This window comes from Campylobacter sp. US42a, from assembly GCF_004379055.1.
Lineage (GTDB): Bacteria > Campylobacterota > Campylobacteria > Campylobacterales > Campylobacteraceae > Campylobacter_D > Campylobacter_D jejuni.
This window is the reverse complement of the sequence record NZ_RYYK01000004.1, coordinates 24,494-47,007: the sequence shown is the minus strand read 5'-3', so window position 1 is coordinate 47,007 and position 22,514 is coordinate 24,494. Positions and strand designations below refer to the sequence as shown.

Sequence of the window (22,514 nt, the reverse complement as noted above, 5' to 3'; positions counted from 1 at the left end):
TTAAACTCCTAAATACTTTCTATTATCACAAATAACACCTTCTATGGCACAAGCTGCCGCACTTGCAGGACTCATCAAATGAGTGATAGAACCTTTACCTTGTCTGCCTACAAAGTTACGATTTGAAGTTGAAGCAACTCTTTGACCTGAATTTGCTTTGTCATCATTCATACCAAGACACATAGAACACCCTGCATATCTCCACTCACACCCTGCCTCAATAAAAATCTTATCAAGTCCTAAATTTTCAGCTTCTTTTCTTACTTGCATTGAACCAGGCACAATTAAAGCTTTAACATTTTTATGAATTTTGCGCCCTTTTAAGATATCAGCGGCTATTTTAAGATCTTCTAAACGCCCATTTGTGCAAGATCCTATAAATACAATGTCGATTTTTACCCCTTCTATAACTTGATCTTGCTCTAAATTTACATAAGATAAAGCATCAAGCAAAGATTTTTGCTCACTTTGATTTTTAAAATCACTTATTTTTGGAATTTTTTCATCTATACCAATCACTTGCGAAGGATTTGTTCCATAGCTAATTTGTGGTTTTATCTTGCTTGCATCCAAAGTAATACTCTCATCATATTTTGCTCCTTCATCACTTCTTAAACTCTTCCAATACTCACAATACTTTTGAAATTCTTCTCCTTTAGGTGCAAATTCCTTTCCCTTAATATACTCAAAAGTGATCTCATCAGGAGCTATCATACCTACTTTCGCTCCAAATTCTATAGCCATATTACAAAGAGTCATTCTAGCTTCCATACTTAAATTTCTTATAAGTTCTCCGCAAAATTCTATAGCATAGCCTGTGCCTTTTGCCGTGCCGTATTGTGCGATCAAATACAAAATCAAATCCTTAGCATAAACGCCTTTTTGAAACTGCCCTTTACATTCGATTTTCATAGTTTTAAGTTTGGCTTGTTTTAAAGTTTGCGTTGCCATGACATGCTCTACTTCACTCGTGCCTATACCAAAGGCTAAAGCTCCAAAAGCCCCATGTGTTGCCGTATGAGAATCCCCACAAACTAAAGTAACCCCAGGTAAAGTAAAGCCAAGCTCAGGACCTACTATATGAACTATGCCTTGATTTTTATCTCCAAGTCCTAAAAGCCTTACTCCAAATTCCTTAGTATTTTGCATCAAAGTTGTAATTTGCTCTTTTGCCATATCAGAACAAGCATTTAAATCCATACTTTTAGTTGAAACATCATGATCTATAGTAGCCAAAGTTAAATCCGCTCTTGCCATTCTACGCTTAGCCATTTTAAGCCCTGAAAATGCTTGAGGGCTTGTTACTTCATGGATTAAATGTCTATCGATATAAAGTATAGGAAGTTCGTTTTTGCCTTCATAAACCACATGAGCATCAAAGACTTTCTCATATAAAGTTTTAGCCATTGTTATTCTCCTTTAAAATTTCTAAAATACAATCCCCCATTTCATCGGTATTTAAATACGACTTAGCATTTAAATCCTTAGTCATTTTTCCTTGTGCCAATGCCAAAGATATAGCATTTTCTATATCCTGTGCGGCTTGTTCTTCTTTGAAACTATACTTTAACATCAAAGCCGCACTTAAAATTTGAGCTATGGGATTGGCTATATTTAAATGAGCTATATCAGGCGCACTTCCACCTGCTGGCTCATAAAGTCCAAAACCTTTATCATTCAAACTTGCTGAACTTAACAAACCCAAAGATCCATTAATGGCAGCTAACTCATCACTCAAAATATCACCAAAAAGATTTGAACAAAGCATAACATCAAAAATGCTAGGATTTTTTACAATCTGCATCGCAGCATTATCCACATACATGTACTCTAAGTTTATATCTTGATAATCTTTTGCAACATTTGCAACCACTTCTCGCCACAAAATAGAACTTGCTAAAACATTCGCCTTGTCGATTAAATGCACTTTTTTCTTTCTTATTCTTGCACTTTCAAAAGCGATATGAGCTATCCTTTCTATCTCTTTTTTAGTGTAAATTTCAGTATCATACGCACTTTCTTTGCCTAAATCTTGCTTACCAAAATAAATCCCACCTGTAAGCTCTCTAACACATAAAATATCCACTCCTTTTTGGATAATCTCATTTTTTAAAGGTGAAGCATGAGTTAAACTTTCATAAATTTTACAAGGACGCAAATTTGCAAACAAATTAAAATGCTTTCTTAAAGGCAAAAGCGAGGCTCTTTCAGGTCTTTGATCTATGGGTAAATTATCCCACTTAGGCCCACCCACAGAACCAAATAAAATCGCATCACTTTGCTCACAAAGCTTTAAAGTTTCATCACTTAAAGCCACTCCATAAGCATCTATACTTGCACCGCCTATTTTAGCTTCATTAAATTCAAAACTAAAATTGTATTTTTGTGCGATAAAAGTTAAAATTTTTAAAGCCTCTTTCATCACCAAAGGCCCTATGCCATCTCCTGCTAAAATAGCTACTTTATAAGTTTTCATGCCATTTTCCTTTCTTCTACTTTTAAAGAGCGATAAATCGCATTGTAAGCACTCACAAAAGCTTGTGCTGAAGCTTCTATAACATCTGTTGAAAGTCCTTTTCCATGGAATTTTCTCCCTTTAAATTCCAAATCCACATCCACTTGTCCTTGAGCATCTACCCCTGAACTTTTTGCATTGATACTATAAGCTTTTAACACAGGCTTTAAATTCGTTATCCTAGCAATGCAGTTAAAAACTGCTTCAACAGGACCATTTCCTGTGCAAGCTTCAGTTTTTAACTCTTCTTTGATACGCATACAAACACAAGCGGTTGGGATATTGCCACTAATCACGCTTAATTTTTCAAGTATAAATTCATTTTCTTCTTCATTCTCATAGCTTAAAAACATCAACGCTTCCAAATCATAATCATACACTTGACCCTTTTTATCCGCAAGGCGTAAAAAACGCTCATAAACATCATCTAAATTATAAGTATTTTCATCATAGCCTAAATTTTCAAGGCAAGTTTTTATCATAGCTCTTCCGCTTCTTGCTGTCATTAGCATACGATTTTCATGAATTCCTATGGCACTAGGGCTTATGATCTCGTAAGTTTGCCTATTTTTAAGCACTCCATCTTGATGAATGCCTGAACTATGAGAAAACGCATTGCTACCCACTATAGCTTTATGCGAAGGTATGCTTTCATTAGTGATAGCTGAAACTAATTTTGAAGTTTTAGAGATATTTTCACATTTAATATCAGTATAAAAACCTTTTAAATAATCTTTTCTAGTTTTTATCGCCATAACCACTTCTTCTAAAGCACAATTGCCCGCCCTTTCGCCAAGTCCATTTATAGTGCACTCTATCTGTCTTGCACCTTGTAAAATAGCACTTAAGCTATTGCCCGTTGCCATACCTAAGTCATTGTGACAATGCACAGAAATGATAGCCTTGTCTATATTTGGCACTTTGTTAAATAAAATTTTGATGATATTAGCAAATTCACTTGGTAAGGTATAGCCCACAGTATCTGGGATATTTATAGTTTTAGCGCCTGCTTTTATCGCATTTTCTACCATAAAACAAAGATTATCTATAGGAGTTCTTCCTGCATCTTCGCATGAAAATTCTACATCATCAGTATAAGATCTTGCTCTTATAATCGCTCTTTTTGCCATAGACAAAATTTCATCAAAATCTTTTTTTAATTTATCTTGTATATGCAAAGTTGAAGTGGCTATAAAAGTATGAATTCTAAAATGCTTTGCCACTTTTAAAGCTTCATAAGCCATATCTATATCTTTATCCAATGCCCTAGAAAGTGCACAAATGGTTGAGTTTTTAACCTTAGAAGCGATCTTTTGCACCGCTTTAAAATCCCCTTGTGAAGATACCGGAAAACCTGCTTCTATAACATCTACGCCTAAATTTTCAAGCGCTAAAGCGATTTGTAATTTTTGATTGATACCTAAAGAACTGCCTAAAGCTTGTTCTCCATCACGCAAAGTGGTATCAAAGATTATGATTTTATTATCTTTCATGATTTAATCCTTTAAAACCAAACAGACTAAATGAATTAAAAAATTCAAAAACTTAACAACAATGATAAAAAATTAAAAATGTAAAAAATGATTAAAAATAAAATTGAGTTTTAGAGTGAGAGTTGCAGTAGCAGATTAAAAGTATTGTCTTTACTTTTTTGTTGGACTGAATTTGAAATTTCAAAAATTTGTTTCATCTTTTCCTCCTTTGTTTCAAATCAATCCTTAATGTATCATATTTTTAGTAAATGTGTTTGTAAAATTCTTAAATTAAGAAAATTATTGATATAATTGTAATTTTAAGTAACAAAAAGGAAGTTGATGTTAAAAGAACTCTTAGAGATTAAAAAAGAAATGGAACCTGTTATCCACGAAGCCAATGTGAAATTAAATGTCCTAGCTCGTGAAGTCATAGTCCGAAAAAAAGAATACGAAATTTATGGGCCTATGGTAGATCGTGTTTATCTTGATAATGCCATTTATGTTAAAGTTATGTCAAGCGGACGCGATGTAAAAACAGACAATGTAGCTATAAAAAATGGTTTTTACATGGTTTTTGTCGCCCCTGAAAAAGAAAGTACAAAAGATATCAAAAACAAACTCAAAGTAGCTTATGAAGGACTTGATAACAAATTCATCGCTACACTTATACGCTCTTGCCAACGCTTTAAAGAGATCATAAACAAAACCCAAGCCACACTCGCTAAAGCTTCTAAAATGAATGTAGTAGTAAAAACAAATTTAGGCGAAGCAAGTGCTGCACTTAAATTTAACATCAATATAGAATACACCAAAGAAAACCAAAAACTCACTCGTGAAAATTCAAAATCTGCAGGAAGTTTCAGAGATACTAAAACTTATATCAATCTTGTAGTAGAAAAAAACACAGATTCTCAAATTTGTGAAAAACTACTTGATGATGTTGAAAAATACTTTATCGGTGGAGGTTGATCACTCACCGATAAATTTTATCCCCATAATCTTACGCAACTCATCCATCAAAGACATCACTTTTAAAATCTCATCATGTTTCATTGCATCGCATTCTATCTTGCCTTGTTCTAAGGCCTCAAAACAAGCTTTAAATTCATACTCAAAACCATTGATTTGATTTGGCACAGCTAAGCTTTTGATACATTTTCTATCTTGATTATAAAGCTCTATAAGAGTAGGATTGTTAATATTATCCACGCTTATATAACCTTTTGTCCCATTGATAGTTCCTTTGCGATCATTTATCATAGCCACACTCGAATTTAAAAAAGCAAAAGTTCCTTTACTAAACTCTAAAATCACCCCATTACTCTCATCTACACCGCTAGACATTTTTTTACAAGTTGCCATTATATTTTTAATCTCATCTTGTATAAAACTAAGGGCAAAATTTAAAGTATAAACTCCCACATCAAGCAAAGCCCCACCCCCAAGCTCTAAACTTTGTATGCGGTATATATCCTTAACATTATAAGCTAGATTTGCTTCTATACTTACTAACTCGCCTATAAAACCTTGCTCTATAAGTTCTTTAACCATGCTTATATAAGGCATATAACGCGTCCAAATGCCTTCAGCCAAAAGCAAATTTTTAGCCCTTGCTAATTCTATAAGCTCTTTAGCCTCTTTGTAATTTAATGTAAAAGACTTTTCACAAAGCACATTTTTAGCATTTTGAAGGCAAAGTTTTATGTGAGAGTAATGCAAAGAATGCGGGGTATTGATATAAACAAGATCGATATTTTCATCTTTTACAAGCTCTTCATAATTTGTATAAAATTTAGAAAAACCATAAGCACTAGCAAATTCCTTAGCATTACTCAAAGACCCCACCGCATAAGGAGTAAAACCGGCTTGTTTTAGCATGGGTGCGACTTTAGAAGCTATGGCTCCTGCACCTAAAAAAGCGACATTTCTCATTTTGCTACTTTTTACTTTGGCACTACCATATCGCTACGACATTCTATCACCGTATGCACATTTCCACGTGGGTTAAAATCCCCTACAACTTTAATCCATTTTGGTTTTAATTTATCTTTTAAAGTATTGTAAATTTCATTGATACTTGCTTCATGTGAAACATTTCTATACATAAAAGTATTGATATAAAGTTTTATCGCCTTAAGCTCAACCACAAATTTATCAGGCATATACTCAAGATAAATCGTTGCAAAGTCAGGATAACCCGAACGCGGACAACAACACATAAATTCAGGCAAAGTGATTTTAATGATATAGTCATTTTTCGCATCATTTGGCCAAATTTCCATATTTTCTACATCAAATTCTTTGATTTCTTTTTCACCATAACGCATAGATTTTCCTTAAATTTAAATTCAAGCAAAAATTATAACAAAATAAGTTTTTAAAACGATTATGATATAGATAAGAAAATGCAATTTTATTGCAACTCACCCCCTAGCAAGAGTGAGTTAGCAATAAATTGAAGGCAGTTCAAGCCTAAGCCTAGTATTACAAGACTACCAAGATAGGCTTGTAAAGCAAGGCTTGCTCCCTTTAAGGGAGCAAAAAACAATATTTTATAGAATGCTAAGCTTAAATTATTGTTTAAGCTGAATCAAGGTTTGAAGCATTTGATCACTAGTTGAAATGGTTTTAGAGTTTGCTTGATAACCCCTTTGGATAATGATAAGCTCTGTTAAAGAACGGCTTAAATCCACATTTGACATTTCAAGAGCTGAGGTTTTCATCTCACCACGACCACCTGTTCCAGCTTCTCCTACTACGATATCTCCACTATTTGCAGTAACTTTATAAAGGTTAGAACCTATTTCTTCAAGGCCTGAGTTGTTTGCTACTGAAGCCATTGCGATTTTTGCCACTGCAAAGGTTTTACCATTGGTAAATTCACCTAAGATATTTCCTTTTTCATCCACACGGATAGCATCAGGTTTTAAGTTACCCGAAGTGTAACCATCGGTTGCTTGCCCTGTTAGAGTTGAAGCAGAGTTTGAGCTTACAAGGCCGTCATTGCTTCCACTTGTTCCAAAGGAAAGTTTGATTTGTTGATTTGGCGCGGCACCATTGTTTGGTGAAAAGCTTATAGTTTTTGGTGTATAGCTAGCCAAAGATCCATCGTTGTTAAATCTTGCGCTACCCACGATGATGTTCGTAGGACCTTCGCCTGTAGTGTTGATCTCTGCAGGTTCTGGCACACGAATGATCATTTGCCATTCATTACCCCCATCTTGAGTGGTGCTTTGCTTAACAAACTGTACTTCTAAAGTATGTTTTGAACCTAAAGAATCATAAATTTCAAGTCCAGCTGAGAAAGAACTCATCTTAAGTTGTTCACTTTCTTTAATCGATCCACCTGTTACTAAAGGACCATCCCAAGCTTTAAAGATAGCTGTAAAAGCATCGTTTGTGCTTACTGTGCCTTCTTTGTTAGAATAAGCAGTGATATTAAAACTCATATTTTTTGGTGTTGTGTTTGCTGCTCCTGCATTATTACCCGTTGCTCCTGCCGGTATGCTTGAATCTTCTTTAGCATTTGAGATAGCAAAATGTCCTGTATCATTTACTACAACTTTTACAGCTTGGTTTACATCTCCAGTTGTGCTAAATTTACCATCTCCATCATAGTCTACCCCATATCTAGCATCTCTTTGTAAAAGCTCTCTTAAATCTTCTGTGGTTCTAAACTGTCTTGCAGTGGTCGTTAAAAGACTGCCATTAAGAGCATCTCTATAGTTTTTAGAAGCAGGATCAGTCAAAGTATCTCCTCCTGCGGCATCAAAACCAGGACCTCCATCAGGATTATACATAGGAGCTAAATCCACAGGATTTGAACTATAAATATATTTATGCGCAGTAATAACTTGAGCTCTTTCAGTTGTACCATTAACAGTATCACCATCTATCCAATTGGAATTCCCGTTTTTCTTTAAATTCTCTGCTGTAAATTTATCTGTACCATTATCGTAAGTCAATTTATGTAATTCGCCTGCTGTATTGGCTTGATTTACGGTTAAATCAATATTTTTCATATTGTCTGTAGTGCCATCAGCATTATCATTAACCAGTTCAAATCCTGTTCCATCAGACTTTTTAACCGCTTTTACTCCTGTTCCATCTCTAGTATCAGTTGGTGCAGTGAAAGTGTTGATATAAGCTATAGCATCATCAAGACTTTGTATGTCTTTGTTTTGAATATTAACTCCGTTTATAGTGATATCAAGAGTTACTTTATTATCTTTGTTACCCCAGAAAATCACACCATTTGGATCACCTTGATTGGCTTTATTATTTTCGTCAAAAGCAGTTCCTGTGGTATTGATAGTGTATTTCGCATCAGCGTATGAAACCCAAATTCCTTGACCATCTCTTAGATTTAGCCCTGTTCCACTAGCGTTAAAAAGTGATCCTGCATCCACACCTTTTTCAGTTACTTCTACTGAGTTTTTAGAAGTAGTATAAAACTGAGTGGTTCCTGTGTCGTTTTCATCTTCAGCTTTGTTGGTTTTAGTATTATAACCATGAACTGAGTCAAGTCCATATAAATTTGTGCTTGAAGTTCCTATATTTAAACCACTATTTAAGTTTGCTTTTATAGCTACTTCGGTTGATTTTGCTGCAGGGATATGCATACCTGGATCGATAAAAATGTTTTGTGGAGTTCTTGAACTATCTATAGTTTGATCATCCCAGTTGATATTCCATCCTTGAACTACAAAGCCTGAGTTATTTACAAAGTTACCATAAGCATCAAGTTTAAAGTCCCCACTTCTTGTAAGATAGTTTGTAAGACCGCCATCATCACTCACCATGAAAAAACCATCACCATTGATAGCCACATCCGTATTTTTATCTGTAGTTTGAACTGAACCTTGAGAGTGAATTCTTGTCGTAGAACTTACTGAAACGCCAAGACCGATTTGAAGTGGGTTTTGTCCGCCTCTTCCATCAGTTGGAGTTGTAGCGATTTTCACAGTTTGGCTAAACATAGTCCCAAAATCTGCACGAGAGTATTTAAAACCAGTGGTATTAACATTTGAAATGTTATTACCTTCAACATCCATCGCAACTTGATGTGCTTGTAGTCCGCTTACGCCAGACCAAAGTGATCTCATCATCTTAAATCCTTTATAAAATATTGCTTTAAAAATTTAACGCTTTGGCTTTAAAAAACTTTTGCGTTTATGTGAAGTTTATAAGCAAGTTCTGTTCCAACTTTTGAAATTTTTTATGAAATTTTGAAAAAATATAGAAAAAATTTAAAGGTATTTTGGGAGTTTATGGAGCTTTAGGCTTTTGTGTAATAAAAATTACCAAAATCACACCCTAACTCTTAAATTTGCTGCATGGGTTAAAGCCACTGCGATAGCATCTGTGATATCTAAAGGCTTGATATCTTTACTAAGTCCTAAAAGTCTTTTTACCATAAAAGCAACTTGTTCTTTGGTTGCTTTGGCTTTTCCTGTAACGGCTTTTTTCACTTGTAAGGGAGTGTATTCTGCAAAGTCTCCATGAATTTGAAGAATTTTTAAAGATAGGGCTCCACGAAATTGTGCGAGTTTTAAAACGGTTTTTGGATTGTAAGCAAAAAAGATATCTTCTATAGCCACCTCATCAAAAGAATGGTTTTTAAAAATCAAGTCCAAACCCTCACAAAGCTCTGTGATTTGATACTGCAAGGTGCTTGGCTTTATCTTTATAAGTCCTGCTTCTATGAGAATGTTTTTTCCTTTGTTGGCTTCTATGATAGCATAACCGCAATTTCTTGAACCTGGATCTATACCTAAAATTTTCAAATTCATACCTTTTGAAAAATAAAATACGAAAGCGGATTTTAACCTTTTTTTATGAAATTTAAGATAAAATTTATACATTATGCAAAATTTAAAGAGAGATTATGAATCCAAGCCAAATACTTGAAAATTTAAAAAAAGAATTAAGCGAAAACGAATACGAAAACTATCTATCAAATTTAAAATTCAACGAAAAACAAAGCAAAGCAGATCTTTTGGTTTTTAACGCTCCAAATGAACTCATGGCTAAATTCATACAAACAAAATACGGCAAAAAAATCGCGCATTTTTATGAAGTGCAAAGCGGAAATAAAGCCATCATAAACATACAAGCACAAAGTACTAAACAAAGCAACAAAAGCACAAAAATCGACATAGCTCATATAAAGGCACAAAGCACGATTTTAAATCCTTCTTTTACTTTTGAAAGTTTTGTTGTGGGGGATTCTAACAAATACGCTTATGGAGCATGTAAAGCTATAATACATAAAGACAAGCTTGGAAAACTTTATAATCCAATCTTTGTTTATGGGCCTACAGGACTTGGAAAAACACATTTACTTCAAGCGGTTGGAAATGCAAGTTTAGAAATGGGAAAAAAAGTCATTTATGCTACAAGTGAAAATTTTATAAATGATTTTACTTCAAATTTAAAAAATGGCTCTTTAGATAAATTTCATGAAAAGTATAGAAACTGCGATGTTTTGCTTATAGATGATGTGCAGTTTTTAGGAAAAACCGATAAAATTCAAGAAGAATTTTTCTTTATATTTAATGAAATCAAAAACAACGATGGACAAATCATCATGACTTCAGACAATCCACCCAACATGCTAAAAGGTATAACCGAACGCTTAAAAAGTCGTTTTGCACATGGGATCATAGCTGATATAACTCCACCTCAACTAGATACAAAAATAGCCATCATAAGAAAAAAATGCGAATTTAACGATATCAATCTTTCTAATGATATCATAAACTATATCGCCACTTCTTTAGGGGATAATATAAGAGAAATCGAAGGTATCATCATAAGTTTAAATGCTTATGCAACCATACTAGGACAAGAAATCACACTCGAACTTGCAAAAAGTGTGATGAAAGATCATATCAAAGAAAAGAAAGAAAATATCACTATAGATGATATTTTATCTTTAGTGTGTAAAGAATTTAACATCAAACCAAGCGATGTGAAATCCAATAAAAAAACTCAAAATATAGTCACAGCAAGACGCATTGTGATTTACCTAGCTAGGACACTCACGGCTTTGACTATGCCACAACTTGCGAATTATTTTGAAATGAAAGATCATACAGCTATTTCACATAATGTTAAAAAAATCACAGAAATGATAGAAAATGATGCTTCTTTAAAAGCAAAAATCGAAGAACTTAAAAACAAAATTCTTGTTAAAAGTCAAAGTTAAGTGAAAGGATGTGAAAAATAAATTCTAGAGTGTGAAAAAAAGAAATTAAGCAAAGTATGATAAAATACAAATTTGATTATTTTGCTTTGAAGAATTTCACAATTTCAACAAGCTTATTATTACAACGAATTTAAAATTAAAATAAACCAAGGAGAAAAAATGAAGTTAAGTATCAATAAAAATACTTTAGAATCTGCAGTGATTTTATGTAATGCTTATGTAGAAAAAAAAGACTCAAGCACTATTACTTCTCATCTTTTTTTTCATGCTGATGAAGATAAACTTCTTATTAGAGCTAGTGATTATGAAATAGGTATCAACTATAAGATAAAAAAAATCCGCGTAGAATCAAGTGGTTTTGCTACTGCAAACGCAAAAAGTATTGCAGATGTTATTAAAAGCTTAAATAATGAAGAAGTTGTTTTAGAAACCATTGATAATTTCTTATTTATAAGACAAAAAAGCACAAAATACAAACTTCCTATGTTTAATCATGAAGATTTTCCAAATTTTCCAAATACAGAAGGAAAAAACCAATTTGACATTGATTCAAGTGATTTAAGCCGTTCTCTTAAAAAGATATTACCAAGTATTGATACAAACAACCCAAAATACTCCTTAAATGGTGCATTTTTAGATATAAAAACAGATAAAATTAACTTCGTAGGAACTGATACAAAACGCCTTGCAATCTATACTTTAGAAAAAGCAAATAATCAAGAATTTAGTTTTAGTATCCCTAAAAAAGCTATTATGGAAATGCAAAAACTTTTCTATGAAAAAATAGAAATTTTTTATGATCAAAATATGCTTATTGCTAAAAATGAAAATTTTGAATTCTTTACAAAACTTATCAATGATAAATTTCCAGATTATGAAAAAGTTATACCAAAAACTTTCAAACAAGAACTCAGCTTTTCAACTGAAGATTTTATAGATAGTCTTAAAAAAATCAGCGTTGTAACTGAAAAAATGAAACTTCATTTTAACAAAGATAAAATCATCTTTGAAGGTATAAGTTTAGACAATATGGAAGCAAAAACAGAGCTTGAAATTCAAACAGGAGTAAGTGAAGAATTTAATCTTACTATAAAAATCAAATATTTACTTGATTTCTTAACTTCTATAGAAGAAGAAAAATTCATTTTAAGTGTAAATGAACCTAATTCAGCATTTATAGTCAAATCCCAAGGACTATCAATGATTATTATGCCTATGATTTTGTAATAAAACAAGTAAAAGATAAAGGAAAAATATGCAAGAAAATTACGGTGCGAGTAATATTAAAGTCCTAAAAGGCCTAGAAGCTGTTAGAAAACGCCCAGGTATGTATATAGGAGATACAAACATAGGCGGACTTCATCATATGATTTATGAAGTTGTGGATAATTCTATCGATGAAGCTATGGCAGGACATTGTGATACTATAGATGTAGAAATCACTACTGAAGGAAGCTGTATAGTTAGTGATAATGGTCGTGGTATTCCTGTTGATATGCACCCAACTGAAAATATGCCAACTTTAACTGTTGTTTTAACTGTCCTTCATGCAGGGGGAAAATTCGATAAAGATACTTACAAAGTTTCAGGCGGTTTGCACGGTGTTGGGGTTTCGGTTGTAAATGCACTCTCTAAAAAACTTGTAGCTACAGTTGAAAGAAATGGAGAAATTTATCGTCAAGAATTTTCAGAAGGTAAAGTTATCAGTGAATTTGGTGTGATAGGAAAAAGTAAAAAAACAGGAACAACTATAGAATTTTGGCCTGATGATCAAATTTTTGAAGTGACTGAATTTGATTATGAAATTTTGGCCAAAAGATTTCGTGAACTTGCATACTTAAATCCAAAAATCACTATAAATTTTAAAGATAACCGCGTAGGCAAACATGAAAGTTTTCACTTTGAAGGTGGAATTTCTCAGTTTGTTACAGACTTAAATAAAAAAGAAGCTTTAACTAAAGCAATTTTTTTTAGCGTAGATGAAGAAGATGTGAATGTTGAAGTAGCTTTGCTTTACAATGATACTTATAGTGAAAATTTACTCTCTTTTGTAAATAATATCAAAACCCCAGATGGTGGAACACACGAAGCTGGTTTTAGAATGGGCTTAACTCGTGTGATAAGTAACTATATAGAAGCAAATGCAAGTGCTAGAGAAAAGGATAATAAAATCACAGGCGAAGATGTGCGTGAAGGTTTAATCGCTGTTGTAAGTGTAAAGGTGCCTGAACCACAATTTGAAGGACAAACCAAAGGAAAACTTGGTTCAACTTATGTGCGTCCTATAGTTTCAAAAGCAAGTTTTGAGTATTTGACTAAATACTTTGAAGAAAATCCTATCGAAGCTAAAGCTATAATGAACAAAGCCTTAATGGCAGCTAGAGGAAGAGAAGCAGCGAAAAAAGCTAGAGAATTAACGCGTAAAAAAGAAAGTTTAAGCGTAGGAACTTTACCAGGGAAATTAGCTGACTGTCAAAGTAAAGATCCAAGTGAAAGTGAAATTTATCTTGTGGAAGGGGATTCTGCAGGAGGTTCTGCAAAACAAGGTAGAGAAAGATCTTTCCAAGCTATACTGCCTTTGCGTGGTAAAATTTTAAATGTTGAAAAAGCAAGACTAGATAAAATTTTAAAATCTGAGCAAATTCAAAATATGATTACTGCTTTTGGCTGTGGTATAGGTGAAGATTTTGATCTTTCAAAACTTAGATATCATAAAATCATCATCATGACAGATGCGGATGTTGATGGATCTCATATACAAACCTTGCTTTTAACTTTCTTCTTCCGTTTTATGAATGAACTTGTAGCAAATGGACATATTTATTTAGCACAGCCGCCTTTATATCTTTATAAAAAAGCTAAAAAGCAAATTTATTTAAAAGATGAAAAAGCTTTGAGCGAATACCTGATAGAAACAGGAATAGAAGGTTTAAACTATGAAGGTATAGGAATGAATGATTTAAAAGATTATTTAAAAATCGTCGCAGCTTATCGTGCGATTTTAAAAGATCTTGAAAAGCGTTTTAATGTGATTTCTGTGATACGCTATATGATAGAAAATTCAAATTTAGTTAAAGGAAATAATGAAGAATTATTTAGTGTAATCAAACAATTTTTAGAAACACAAGGACACAATATCTTAAATCATTATATCAATGAAAATGAAATTCGAGCTTTCGTTCAAACTCAAAATGGCTTAGAAGAACTTGTGATCAATGAAGAACTTTTCACTCATCCACTATATGAAGAAGCAAGTTATATTTTTGATAAGATTAAAGATAGAGGCTTGGAATTTGATAAAGATATTTTAGAAGTTCTTGAAGATGTTGAAACCAATGCTAAAAAAGGTGCTACTATACAACGCTATAAAGGTTTAGGGGAAATGAATCCTGAACAACTTTGGGAAACCACAATGGATCCAAGCGTAAGAAGACTTTTAAAAATCACTATTGAAGATGCACAAAGTGCAAATGATACCTTTAATCTCTTTATGGGTGATGAGGTTGAACCAAGACGCGATTATATCCAAGCACACGCTAAAGATGTAAAGCATTTGGATGTGTAAATTTATCATTGAAGAAATGATTTCTTCAATGAGTTTTGTTTTGTAAGAGTATAGCTAGAGGAATTCTTCTTCTTGTATCGTATTTTTCTCCATAATATTTTTCAAGATAATTTAAAATTTTTTCTTCATCTTCAGGTTCTATTTCCCAAAGTCCTTCACTATCTTGCATCCATCTTATAGCTGCTAACCAAGCTTTTCTACTTGCATGCATATTGGTAATGAGATTAGATCCATGACAAGCTAAACAATTTGCTTCCACTAAAGGTGAATCAGGATCGATAATCAATCCTGTATCAGGGTTAATTTCAAGATTTTGAGTCCAACTTGCACTCAAAAACAATGCTAAGATCAATATAATTTTTTTCATACTTAAACTCCATAAACATTAACTCTATGGCATGCATTATTGATATATCCTCCTGGATTCCACTGTGCTAAAACCATAGGTTGACTGTTACCTTGACTATCGATAGCTCTTGCCCAAATTTCATAATATCCTTTTGTTGGTATTGATATTTGAGCACTCCATTTTTGCCATGCTAATCTATTTAATGGTTTTTCTACCTTTGCTTTAGTCCATGTTACGCCATAATCATTGCTTACATAAACTTCACTAACTTCAAGTTCTCCAGCCCAAGCTTTACCTCTAACTTCAAATTTTTTATTTGCTTTTATTTCAGAACCATTTTTGATATTAGTAATTACAGATCTTATAGGCATTGATTCTATGATTTTCATCTCGCCTTTATAGTTAAAATCTCCTGGTTTTACCGGATTTACAGGAACTTTATAAGAACCTTCCATTTTTTCACCATCGTGAATTTTATTTCTTACTGAAATTTTATAAAGCCATTTACCGCTTGTACTTGCAGGGTAACCACCACAAACAAGTCTAAGTGGATAGCCATTGACTAAAGGAATATCTTTGCCTTCATAAGCCCAAGCTATTAGAGTTTCATCTTGTAAAGCTTTAGAAATAGGAACTCCTCTACTAATAGGTGAAGTTTCTTCACCATTTAATTTTGTATCTATGCCATAATATCCGATATAAACCGCATCATTTTTGATACCACAATCTTTTAAAATATCTTTTAAACGTACTCCTGTCCATCTACCGCAAGCTACTGCACCATAACCCCATTGAGTTCCTTTTGTGCTAGGTATAACTTCGGATCTACCATTTCCACCGCATTCAACTGTTAAGGCATAAGTATAGGTTTTAAATTTCTTTTTTAAATCTTCTATGGTGTAAGATTTTTTATTGATAATGCTTTCTCCATCGATTTCTAAAGTCCAACCTTTATGAAGTCTTTCTTTTATCGTTTCTAGGCTTGGTGGTAAGCCATTATTTCTAACAAAGAAATTTTCAGGTTTAGTAAAATCAGAATCAAGAGCATAAATTTCAGTTTCTGCTGTTAATGGTTTTTCGCCATGATAGATAAGATCTTTTTTACCTTCTATTTTAAAATCAGGCAATTCTTTTGCCAAAGCCTTACTTCCTAAAAAATTCTCAAAAGAAAAATTTGACAATACGCTGATACCAAGCAAACCAAATCCTATATTTTTTAAGAAATCTCTGCGATCTTCTTTTTGATTGTTTTGTTTCATTGAAATATCCTTATATTTTTATGATTTTTTTTATTTTATTATAAATTTTAGGAATTTAAATAATTGATTATATTAATCTTTTTGATTAAAAAAATTAATTATTTTTATAATTTTGCATATTAAAATAAAATCATTATATGTTCGAGTTTTATTACATTTTAACTAAGTTTTTTCTACAATTAAATTTTTAAAATTATTTAAGGAATGATTTTGACTTTACTTACTAATCCTATTATTATCAGTGTTGTTTTGATGACTTTACTTTGTTTGTTTCGTTTTAATGTGCTTTTGAGTCTTTTGATCTCAGCTCTTGTTGCAGGTGTATTTTCTCATCTTGAACTCGTAGATACTATGAATATACTTATAAGCGGAATGAAAGAAAATTTAAAAACAGCTCTTAGCTATATACTCTTAGGAGCCATTGCTGCAGCGATTTCAAAGACAAATTTAACTGCATATTTGATCAAGATAGTAAGTCATTTTATATCTCATAAAAAATATTTATTGCTTTTGTCTATAGCTTTGATTTCTTGTTTTTCTCAAAATTTAATTCCTATTCATGTAGCTTTTATACCTTTGTTGATTCCACCTCTTTTAAGTCTTTTTAATAAACTTAAAATTGATCGTAGAGCGGTTGCTTGTGCTTTAACTTTTGGCCTTACTACGCCTTATATGGTTTTGCCAGTAGGTTTTGGGCTTACTTTTCAAGATCTTTTAAAAGATAATTTAAATGCAAATAATGTAAGTGTATCTTTAAATGATGTTACAAATACTATGTATTTTGCTGCTATTTGTATGATAGCAGGACTTTTTCTAGCGCTTTTTGTGTTTTATCGTAAGCCAAGAGAGTATCAAGAAGTAGAAATTGCTAAAGTGGATTTAGAAAATCTTGAAATGACGCGTAAGGAATGGGGCGTTTTAGCTGGGCTTGTTTTAACTTTAATTTTGCAAATTTTGACTATGAATTTGCCTTTATCAGGGCTTTTGGGTTTTGTTTTAATGGTTATTTTGGGTGGAGTTGAATTTTCAAAAGTCAATGAAGTTTTTGATGATGGGCTTAAAATGATGGGTTTTATAGCTTTTGTTATCCTTGTTGCTGCAGGATATGGAGAAGTTTTAAAAGAAAGTGGATCAGTAGTAGATCTTGTAAATTCAGTCGTTCCTTGGATGGAGCAAAGTAAATTTTTAGCAGTATTTTTCATGCTTTTAATAGGACTTATCATCACTATGGGTATAGGTACTTCTTTTGGAACTATACCTATCATAGCTACGCTTTTTTGTCCTATTTGTTTAGAACTTGGTTTTAGTACAGCACTTATTATATTTATCTTAGGAGTAGCAGGAGCTTTAGGAGATGCAGGAAGTCCAGCCAGTGAAACAACCATGGGAACTACTGTAGGATTAAATGCTGATAAACAACACGATCACATTAAAGATACTTGCATACCAACTTTTATTTTCTATAATGGCCCATTATTGATTTTAGGTAGTATTATCGCCATGTTTTTATAATTTTTACAAATCTATCAAAATATTTTTTAATTTATTTATTTTTAAGATAAAAATTATATCGATTTTAAAAAAATGTATGCTATAATCCTTATAAAGCTAACAAAATTTAAATCAGTCTTATAAGGAGAGCAAAATGGATTTAGAAAATATCCTAGAAAATAATCAAAGCATAGGTTTATATCACCCAAAGAACGAACACGATGCCTGTGGTATCGCTGCAGTTGCTAATATACGCGGTATTGCCTCTTATAAGGTTATTTGTGATGCTTTAGAAATTTTGATGAATCTTGAGCACCGAGGTGGTGCAGGAGCTGAAGAAAATTCAGGTGATGGGGCGGGGATTTTGATCCAAATTCCACATGATTTTTTTAAAACTCAAGAATTGGGTTTTGAACTTCCTAAAAAGGGTGATTATGCTGTAGCACAGATGTTTTTATCACCCAATACTGATGCAAAAGAAGAAGCAAAAGAGATATTTTTACAAGGTTTAAAGGATAAAAAACTTGAATTTTTAGGTTTTAGAGAAGTGCCTTTTAATCCTAGCGATATAGGTGCAAGTGCTTTAAAAGCTATGCCTTATTTTTTACAAGCCTTTGTGAAAAAACCAAGTAAAATAAGTGCAGGACTTGAGTTTGAAAGAGTGCTTTATAGTACGCGTCGACTTATAGAAAAAAGAGCTATTAATGTGCCAAAATTTTATTTTTCAAGTTTTTCTTCACGCACCATAGTTTATAAAGGAATGCTTCTTTCAACTCAATTGAGCGATTTTTATCTTGATTTTAAAGATGTCAATATGAAATCAGCCATCGCTTTGGTGCATTCTCGCTTTTCGACTAACACCTTCCCAAGTTGGGAAAGAGCTCATCCAAATCGCTATATGGTGCATAATGGAGAGATTAATACTATACGCGGAAATGTTGATAGCATAAGAGCTAGAGAAGGCTTGATGCAAAGTGAGTATTTTGAAAATTTAGATGAAATTTTTCCTATCATAGCTAAGCCTAGCAGTGATTCTGCAATGTTTGATAATACTTTAGAATTTTTAGCTCTAAATGGTCGCACTTTAGAAGAAGCTTTTATGATGATGGTGCCAGAACCTTGGCATAAAAATGAAAATATGGAAAGCAAAAAGCGTGCTTTTTATGAATATCATTCTTTATTGATGGAGCCTTGGGATGGGCCTGCTGCTATAGTTTTTACTGATGGAGTGATTATGGGGGCGAGTTTGGATAGAAATGGTTTTCGTCCTTCAAGGTATTATCTTACAAAAGATGATATGCTCATACTTTCAAGTGAAACAGGGGCTTTAAAACTTGATGAAAAAAATATCAAAGCCAAAAAACGCTTAGAACCTGGAAAACTTTTACTCGTTGATACAGCAAGAGGTAGGGTTATAGCTGATAATGAAATCAAAGAGCATTATGCTAATGCTAAGCCTTATAAAAAATGGCTTAAAAATTTAGTTGAACTTGAAAAACAAAAAAGTGGAGTTTATAAACATCAGTTTTTAAAAGAAGATGAGGTTTTAAAACTTCAAAAAGCTTTTGGTTGGAGTTATGATGAGCTTAAAATGAGTGTGGCTGCTATGGCTCAAAATGGTAAAGAAGCTATAGCAGCTATGGGCGTAGATACTCCTTTAGCTATACTTTCTAAAACTTATCAACCTTTGTATAATTATTTTAAACAACTTTTTGCACAAGTAACTAACCCTCCTCTTGATGCTATAAGAGAAGAGATCGTTACTTCTACTAGGATTTATCTAGGAAGCGAAGGCAATTTATTAAAACCCGATGAAAACAATGCAAAACGCGTAAAAATAGCCTTGCCTGTGATAAGCAATGAAGAACTTTTTGAAGTTAAAGCTTTAAATAAATTTCAAGTTAAAGAATTTTCTATACTTTATGATTATTCTCAAAAAACTTTAGAAAAGGCTTTAGATGAGCTTTGCGTTAAGATAGAAGATGAGGTTAAAAAAGGTGCTTCTATTATCATTTTAAGCGATAAAGGAGTGGATGAAAAAAACGCTTATATCCCTGCTTTACTTGCTGTTTCTGGAGTGCATAATCATCTAGTAAGAAAAAATTTAAGAACACATACAAGTCTTATTATCGAAAGTGGCGAACCTAGAGAAATTCATCATTTTGCATGTCTTTTAGGTTATGGCGCGACTGTTATTAATCCTTATTTGGTTTATGAGAGCATACAAAAACTCATTGCCAATAAAGATTTAAATTTAAGTTATGAAAAGGCGGTAGAAAATTTCATCAAGGCAAGTTCAAGTGGTATAGTCAAAATTGCTTCTAAAATGGGAGTTTCTACCTTGCAAAGTTATAATGGCTCTGCACTTTTTGAATGTCTGGGCTTAAGCTCTAAGGTGATTGATAAATACTTCACTTCTACAACTTCACGCATTGAAGGTATGGATTTAGAAGATTTTGAAAAAGAACTCATTGCTTTGCACAAATATGCTTTTAACGATACACATAAGGCTTTAGATTCTAAAGGAATTCATGGTTTTAGAAGTGCTAAAGAAGAACATTTAATCGATCCACTTGTGATTTTTAATCTTCAGCAAGCCTGTCGCAACAAAGACTATAAAAGCTTTAAAAAATACTCAGCTTTAGTAGATGAAAAACAAGTTAATTTGCGTTCTTTGATGGAATTTGATTTTAGTGAAGCTATCAGTATAGATAAGGTTGAAAGTGTAGAAAGTATAGTTAAACGCTTTAGAACAGGGGCGATGAGTTATGGTTCTATTTCTAAAGAAGCACACGAGTGTTTAGCACAGGCTATGAATAAAATAGGTGCTAAATCAAATTCAGGTGAAGGTGGCGAGGATGAAGAACGCTATAAAATCAAAGAGGGTGTGGATAAAAACTCAGCCATTAAGCAAGTAGCAAGTGGGCGTTTTGGCGTGGATTTAAACTATTTAAGTCATGCAAAAGAAATTCAAATCAAAGTCGCTCAAGGCGCAAAACCAGGTGAAGGCGGACAGTTAATGGGCTTTAAAGTCTATCCTTGGATAGCTAAGGCTAGACATTCTACTGCAGGTGTGACGCTTATTTCCCCGCCTCCTCATCATGATATTTATTCTATAGAAGATTTAGCTCAACTCATTTATGATTTAAAAAATGCCAATAAAGATGCTAAAATTTCAGTAAAACTTGTAAGCGAAAATGGCATAGGAACGGTTGCTGCAGGTGTGGCTAAGGCAGGAGCGAATTTAATCCTTGTTTCAGGTTATGATGGAGGTACAGGTGCAAGTCCTAGAACTTCTATACCGCATGCAGGAATTCCTTGGGAGTTAGGTTTGGCTGAAACGCATCAAACTTTGATTTTAAACAAGCTTAGAGATAGGGTAAGATTAGAAACTGATGGAAAGCTTATGAATGGGCGTGATTTAGCCATAGCAGCACTTTTAGGAGCTGAAGAATTTGGCTTTGCAACTGCACCTTTGATTGTTTTAGGTTGTACGATGATGAGAGTTTGTCATCTAAATACCTGTCCTTTTGGTATAGCTACTCAAGATATAGAACTTAGGGATCGTTTTAAAGGTAAAGTAGATGATGTGATTAATTTTATGTATTTTATAGCCGAGGAGCTTAGAGAATACATGGCAAGACTTGGTTTTGAACGCCTAGATGATATGATAGGTCGTGTGGATAAACTCCGCCAAAAAAGTGTGCAAGGTAAAGCAGGAAAGCTAAATTTGGATAAAATTTTAAAATCCTTACCTACTTATAATAGAACCGCTGTGCATTTTAAAGACTATAAAGATAACAAGCTTGAAAAAACGATTGATTATAGAATTTTACTTCCGCTTTGTAAAAATGCTGTGGAGAAAAAAGAACCTATCAAACTTTCTTTAGAAGTAGGAAATCAAAGCCGTACTTTTGCGACTATGCTTTCAAGTGAAATTTTAAAAACTTATGGAAAAGATGCTTTAGATGAAGATAGTATCCATATCAAAGCTATAGGCAATGCTGGCAATAGCTTTGGAGCGTTTTTATTAAAGGGCATTAAACTTGAAATTATAGGCGATAGCAATGATTATTTAGGCAAGGGTTTAAGTGGTGGCAAAATCATAGCAAAAATTTCAAATGAAGCCACTTTTTCGCCTGAAGAAAATATCATCGCAGGAAATGCTTGTTTATACGGAGCTACAAAAGGTGAAGTGTATTTAGATGGTATAGCAGGGGAAAGATTTTGTGTAAGAAATTCAGGAGCTTTGGCTGTGGTTTTAGGAACAGGTGTGCATGGCTGTGAATATATGACAGGTGGGCAAGTTGTAGTTCTTGGAGATGTGGGTGCGAATTTCGCTGCTGGTATGAGTGGTGGCGTTGTTTATATCTTTGGAAGACACAATGAAGCTCATGTAAATACCGAGCTTGTGGATATTAAAGATCTTAATGCTAAGGATGAAAAAGAATTAAAAGCTGCGATAGAAAAACATATCGCTTATACAGATTCTAAAAAGGCTAAAGATATCTTAGAAAAATTCGATAAAAAAGACTTTTTTAAAGTCATGCCAAGAGATTATGAAAAGATGTTAAAAATGCTTGATCTTTGTAAAAATGAAAAAGATCCAAATTTAGCAGCATTTTTGAAAATCACACAAAAATAAGGAGT

General features: G+C 33.0%; 15 protein-coding genes. 6 read left to right on the top strand and 9 right to left on the bottom strand.

Going from position 1 to position 22,514, the window contains the following annotated elements:
• The 3 genes from leuC to leuA are packed head-to-tail and all read right to left on the bottom strand — an operon-like array spanning position 1 to position 4,008.
• Entirely contained in the window at positions 1 to 1,413 is a 1,413-nt protein-coding gene (gene leuC / locus ELQ10_RS04740) for a 3-isopropylmalate dehydratase large subunit (protein ID WP_134250276.1), read from the bottom strand.
• On the bottom strand, positions 1,400 to 2,476 hold the full coding sequence (gene leuB / locus ELQ10_RS04735; protein WP_134250275.1) for a 3-isopropylmalate dehydrogenase: 1,077 nt from the start codon (positions 2,474 to 2,476) through the stop codon (positions 1,400 to 1,402). Before leuB ends, leuC begins: the two co-directional genes overlap by 14 nt.
• Entirely contained in the window at positions 2,473 to 4,008 is a 1,536-nt protein-coding gene (leuA, locus tag ELQ10_RS04730; protein ID WP_002870447.1) for a 2-isopropylmalate synthase, read from the bottom strand. The genes leuB and leuA overlap by 4 nt, the downstream gene beginning before the upstream one ends.
• Before the next feature lie 321 nt (positions 4,009 to 4,329).
• On the opposite strand from leuA, the gene ELQ10_RS04725 reads away from it, so the two are divergent.
• On the top strand, positions 4,330 to 4,959 hold the full coding sequence (locus ELQ10_RS04725; protein ID WP_052834291.1) for a hypothetical protein: 630 nt from the start codon (positions 4,330 to 4,332) through the stop codon (positions 4,957 to 4,959).
• On the opposite strand, the gene ELQ10_RS04720 is transcribed toward ELQ10_RS04725, so the two are convergent.
• The 4 genes from ELQ10_RS04720 to ruvC all read right to left on the bottom strand — a co-directional run bounded on the left by ELQ10_RS04720 (position 4,960) and on the right by ruvC (position 9,782).
• Positions 4,960 to 5,922 (bottom strand): Gfo/Idh/MocA family oxidoreductase, encoded by a 963-nt coding sequence (locus tag ELQ10_RS04720; RefSeq protein ID WP_134250274.1) that lies wholly within the window; start codon positions 5,920 to 5,922, stop codon positions 4,960 to 4,962. It abuts the gene before it with no gap.
• A gap of 11 nt (positions 5,923 to 5,933) precedes the next feature.
• Positions 5,934 to 6,317: a preQ(1) synthase gene (queF, locus tag ELQ10_RS04715; protein ID WP_002834281.1), complete on the bottom strand. Its 384-nt coding sequence runs from the start codon at positions 6,315 to 6,317 to the stop codon at positions 5,934 to 5,936.
• Between the two features lie 246 nt (positions 6,318 to 6,563).
• Positions 6,564 to 9,098 (bottom strand): flagellar hook protein FlgE, encoded by a 2,535-nt coding sequence (gene flgE / locus ELQ10_RS04710; protein WP_134250273.1) that lies wholly within the window; start codon positions 9,096 to 9,098, stop codon positions 6,564 to 6,566.
• Between the two features lie 201 nt (positions 9,099 to 9,299).
• The gene (ruvC, locus tag ELQ10_RS04705; protein WP_011050020.1) at positions 9,300 to 9,782 is read right to left on the bottom strand and encodes a crossover junction endodeoxyribonuclease RuvC; all 483 of its coding nucleotides are present in this window, start codon (positions 9,780 to 9,782) and stop codon (positions 9,300 to 9,302) included.
• A 95-nt stretch (positions 9,783 to 9,877) separates the two neighbouring features.
• Between ruvC and dnaA the strand changes: the two genes are divergently transcribed.
• The 3 genes from dnaA (at position 9,878) to gyrB (ending at position 14,765) form a co-directional block, all read left to right on the top strand.
• Positions 9,878 to 11,200 (top strand): chromosomal replication initiator protein DnaA, encoded by a 1,323-nt coding sequence (dnaA, locus tag ELQ10_RS04700; protein WP_002870442.1) that lies wholly within the window; start codon positions 9,878 to 9,880, stop codon positions 11,198 to 11,200.
• A gap of 159 nt (positions 11,201 to 11,359) precedes the next feature.
• Entirely contained in the window at positions 11,360 to 12,427 is a 1,068-nt protein-coding gene (gene dnaN, locus ELQ10_RS04695) for a DNA polymerase III subunit beta (protein ID WP_134250272.1), read from the top strand.
• A 28-nt stretch (positions 12,428 to 12,455) separates the two neighbouring features.
• Positions 12,456 to 14,765, top strand: a complete 2,310-nt coding sequence (gene gyrB, locus ELQ10_RS04690; protein ID WP_002866804.1) for a DNA topoisomerase (ATP-hydrolyzing) subunit B — start codon at positions 12,456 to 12,458, stop codon at positions 14,763 to 14,765.
• Positions 14,766 to 14,790: 25 nt separating this feature from the next.
• Here the strand turns inward: gyrB and ELQ10_RS04685 are convergent, their stop codons facing one another.
• Positions 14,791 to 15,132 carry a monoheme cytochrome C gene (locus ELQ10_RS04685; protein WP_134250271.1) on the bottom strand — a complete coding sequence of 114 codons (342 nt, stop codon included), beginning with the start codon at positions 15,130 to 15,132 and terminating at the stop codon, positions 14,791 to 14,793.
• Between the two features lie 2 nt (positions 15,133 to 15,134).
• On the bottom strand, positions 15,135 to 16,373 hold the full coding sequence (locus ELQ10_RS04680; RefSeq protein ID WP_002866803.1) for a sulfite oxidase: 1,239 nt from the start codon (positions 16,371 to 16,373) through the stop codon (positions 15,135 to 15,137).
• Between the two features lie 204 nt (positions 16,374 to 16,577).
• On the opposite strand from ELQ10_RS04680, the gene ELQ10_RS04675 reads away from it, so the two are divergent.
• Both ELQ10_RS04675 and gltB read left to right on the top strand, forming a co-directional pair.
• Positions 16,578 to 17,885: a Na+/H+ antiporter family protein gene (locus tag ELQ10_RS04675; protein WP_032588912.1), complete on the top strand. Its 1,308-nt coding sequence runs from the start codon at positions 16,578 to 16,580 to the stop codon at positions 17,883 to 17,885.
• A gap of 133 nt (positions 17,886 to 18,018) precedes the next feature.
• Entirely contained in the window at positions 18,019 to 22,509 is a 4,491-nt protein-coding gene (gltB, locus tag ELQ10_RS04670) for a glutamate synthase large subunit (RefSeq protein WP_134250270.1), read from the top strand.
• Positions 22,510 to 22,514 lie beyond the last annotated feature (5 nt).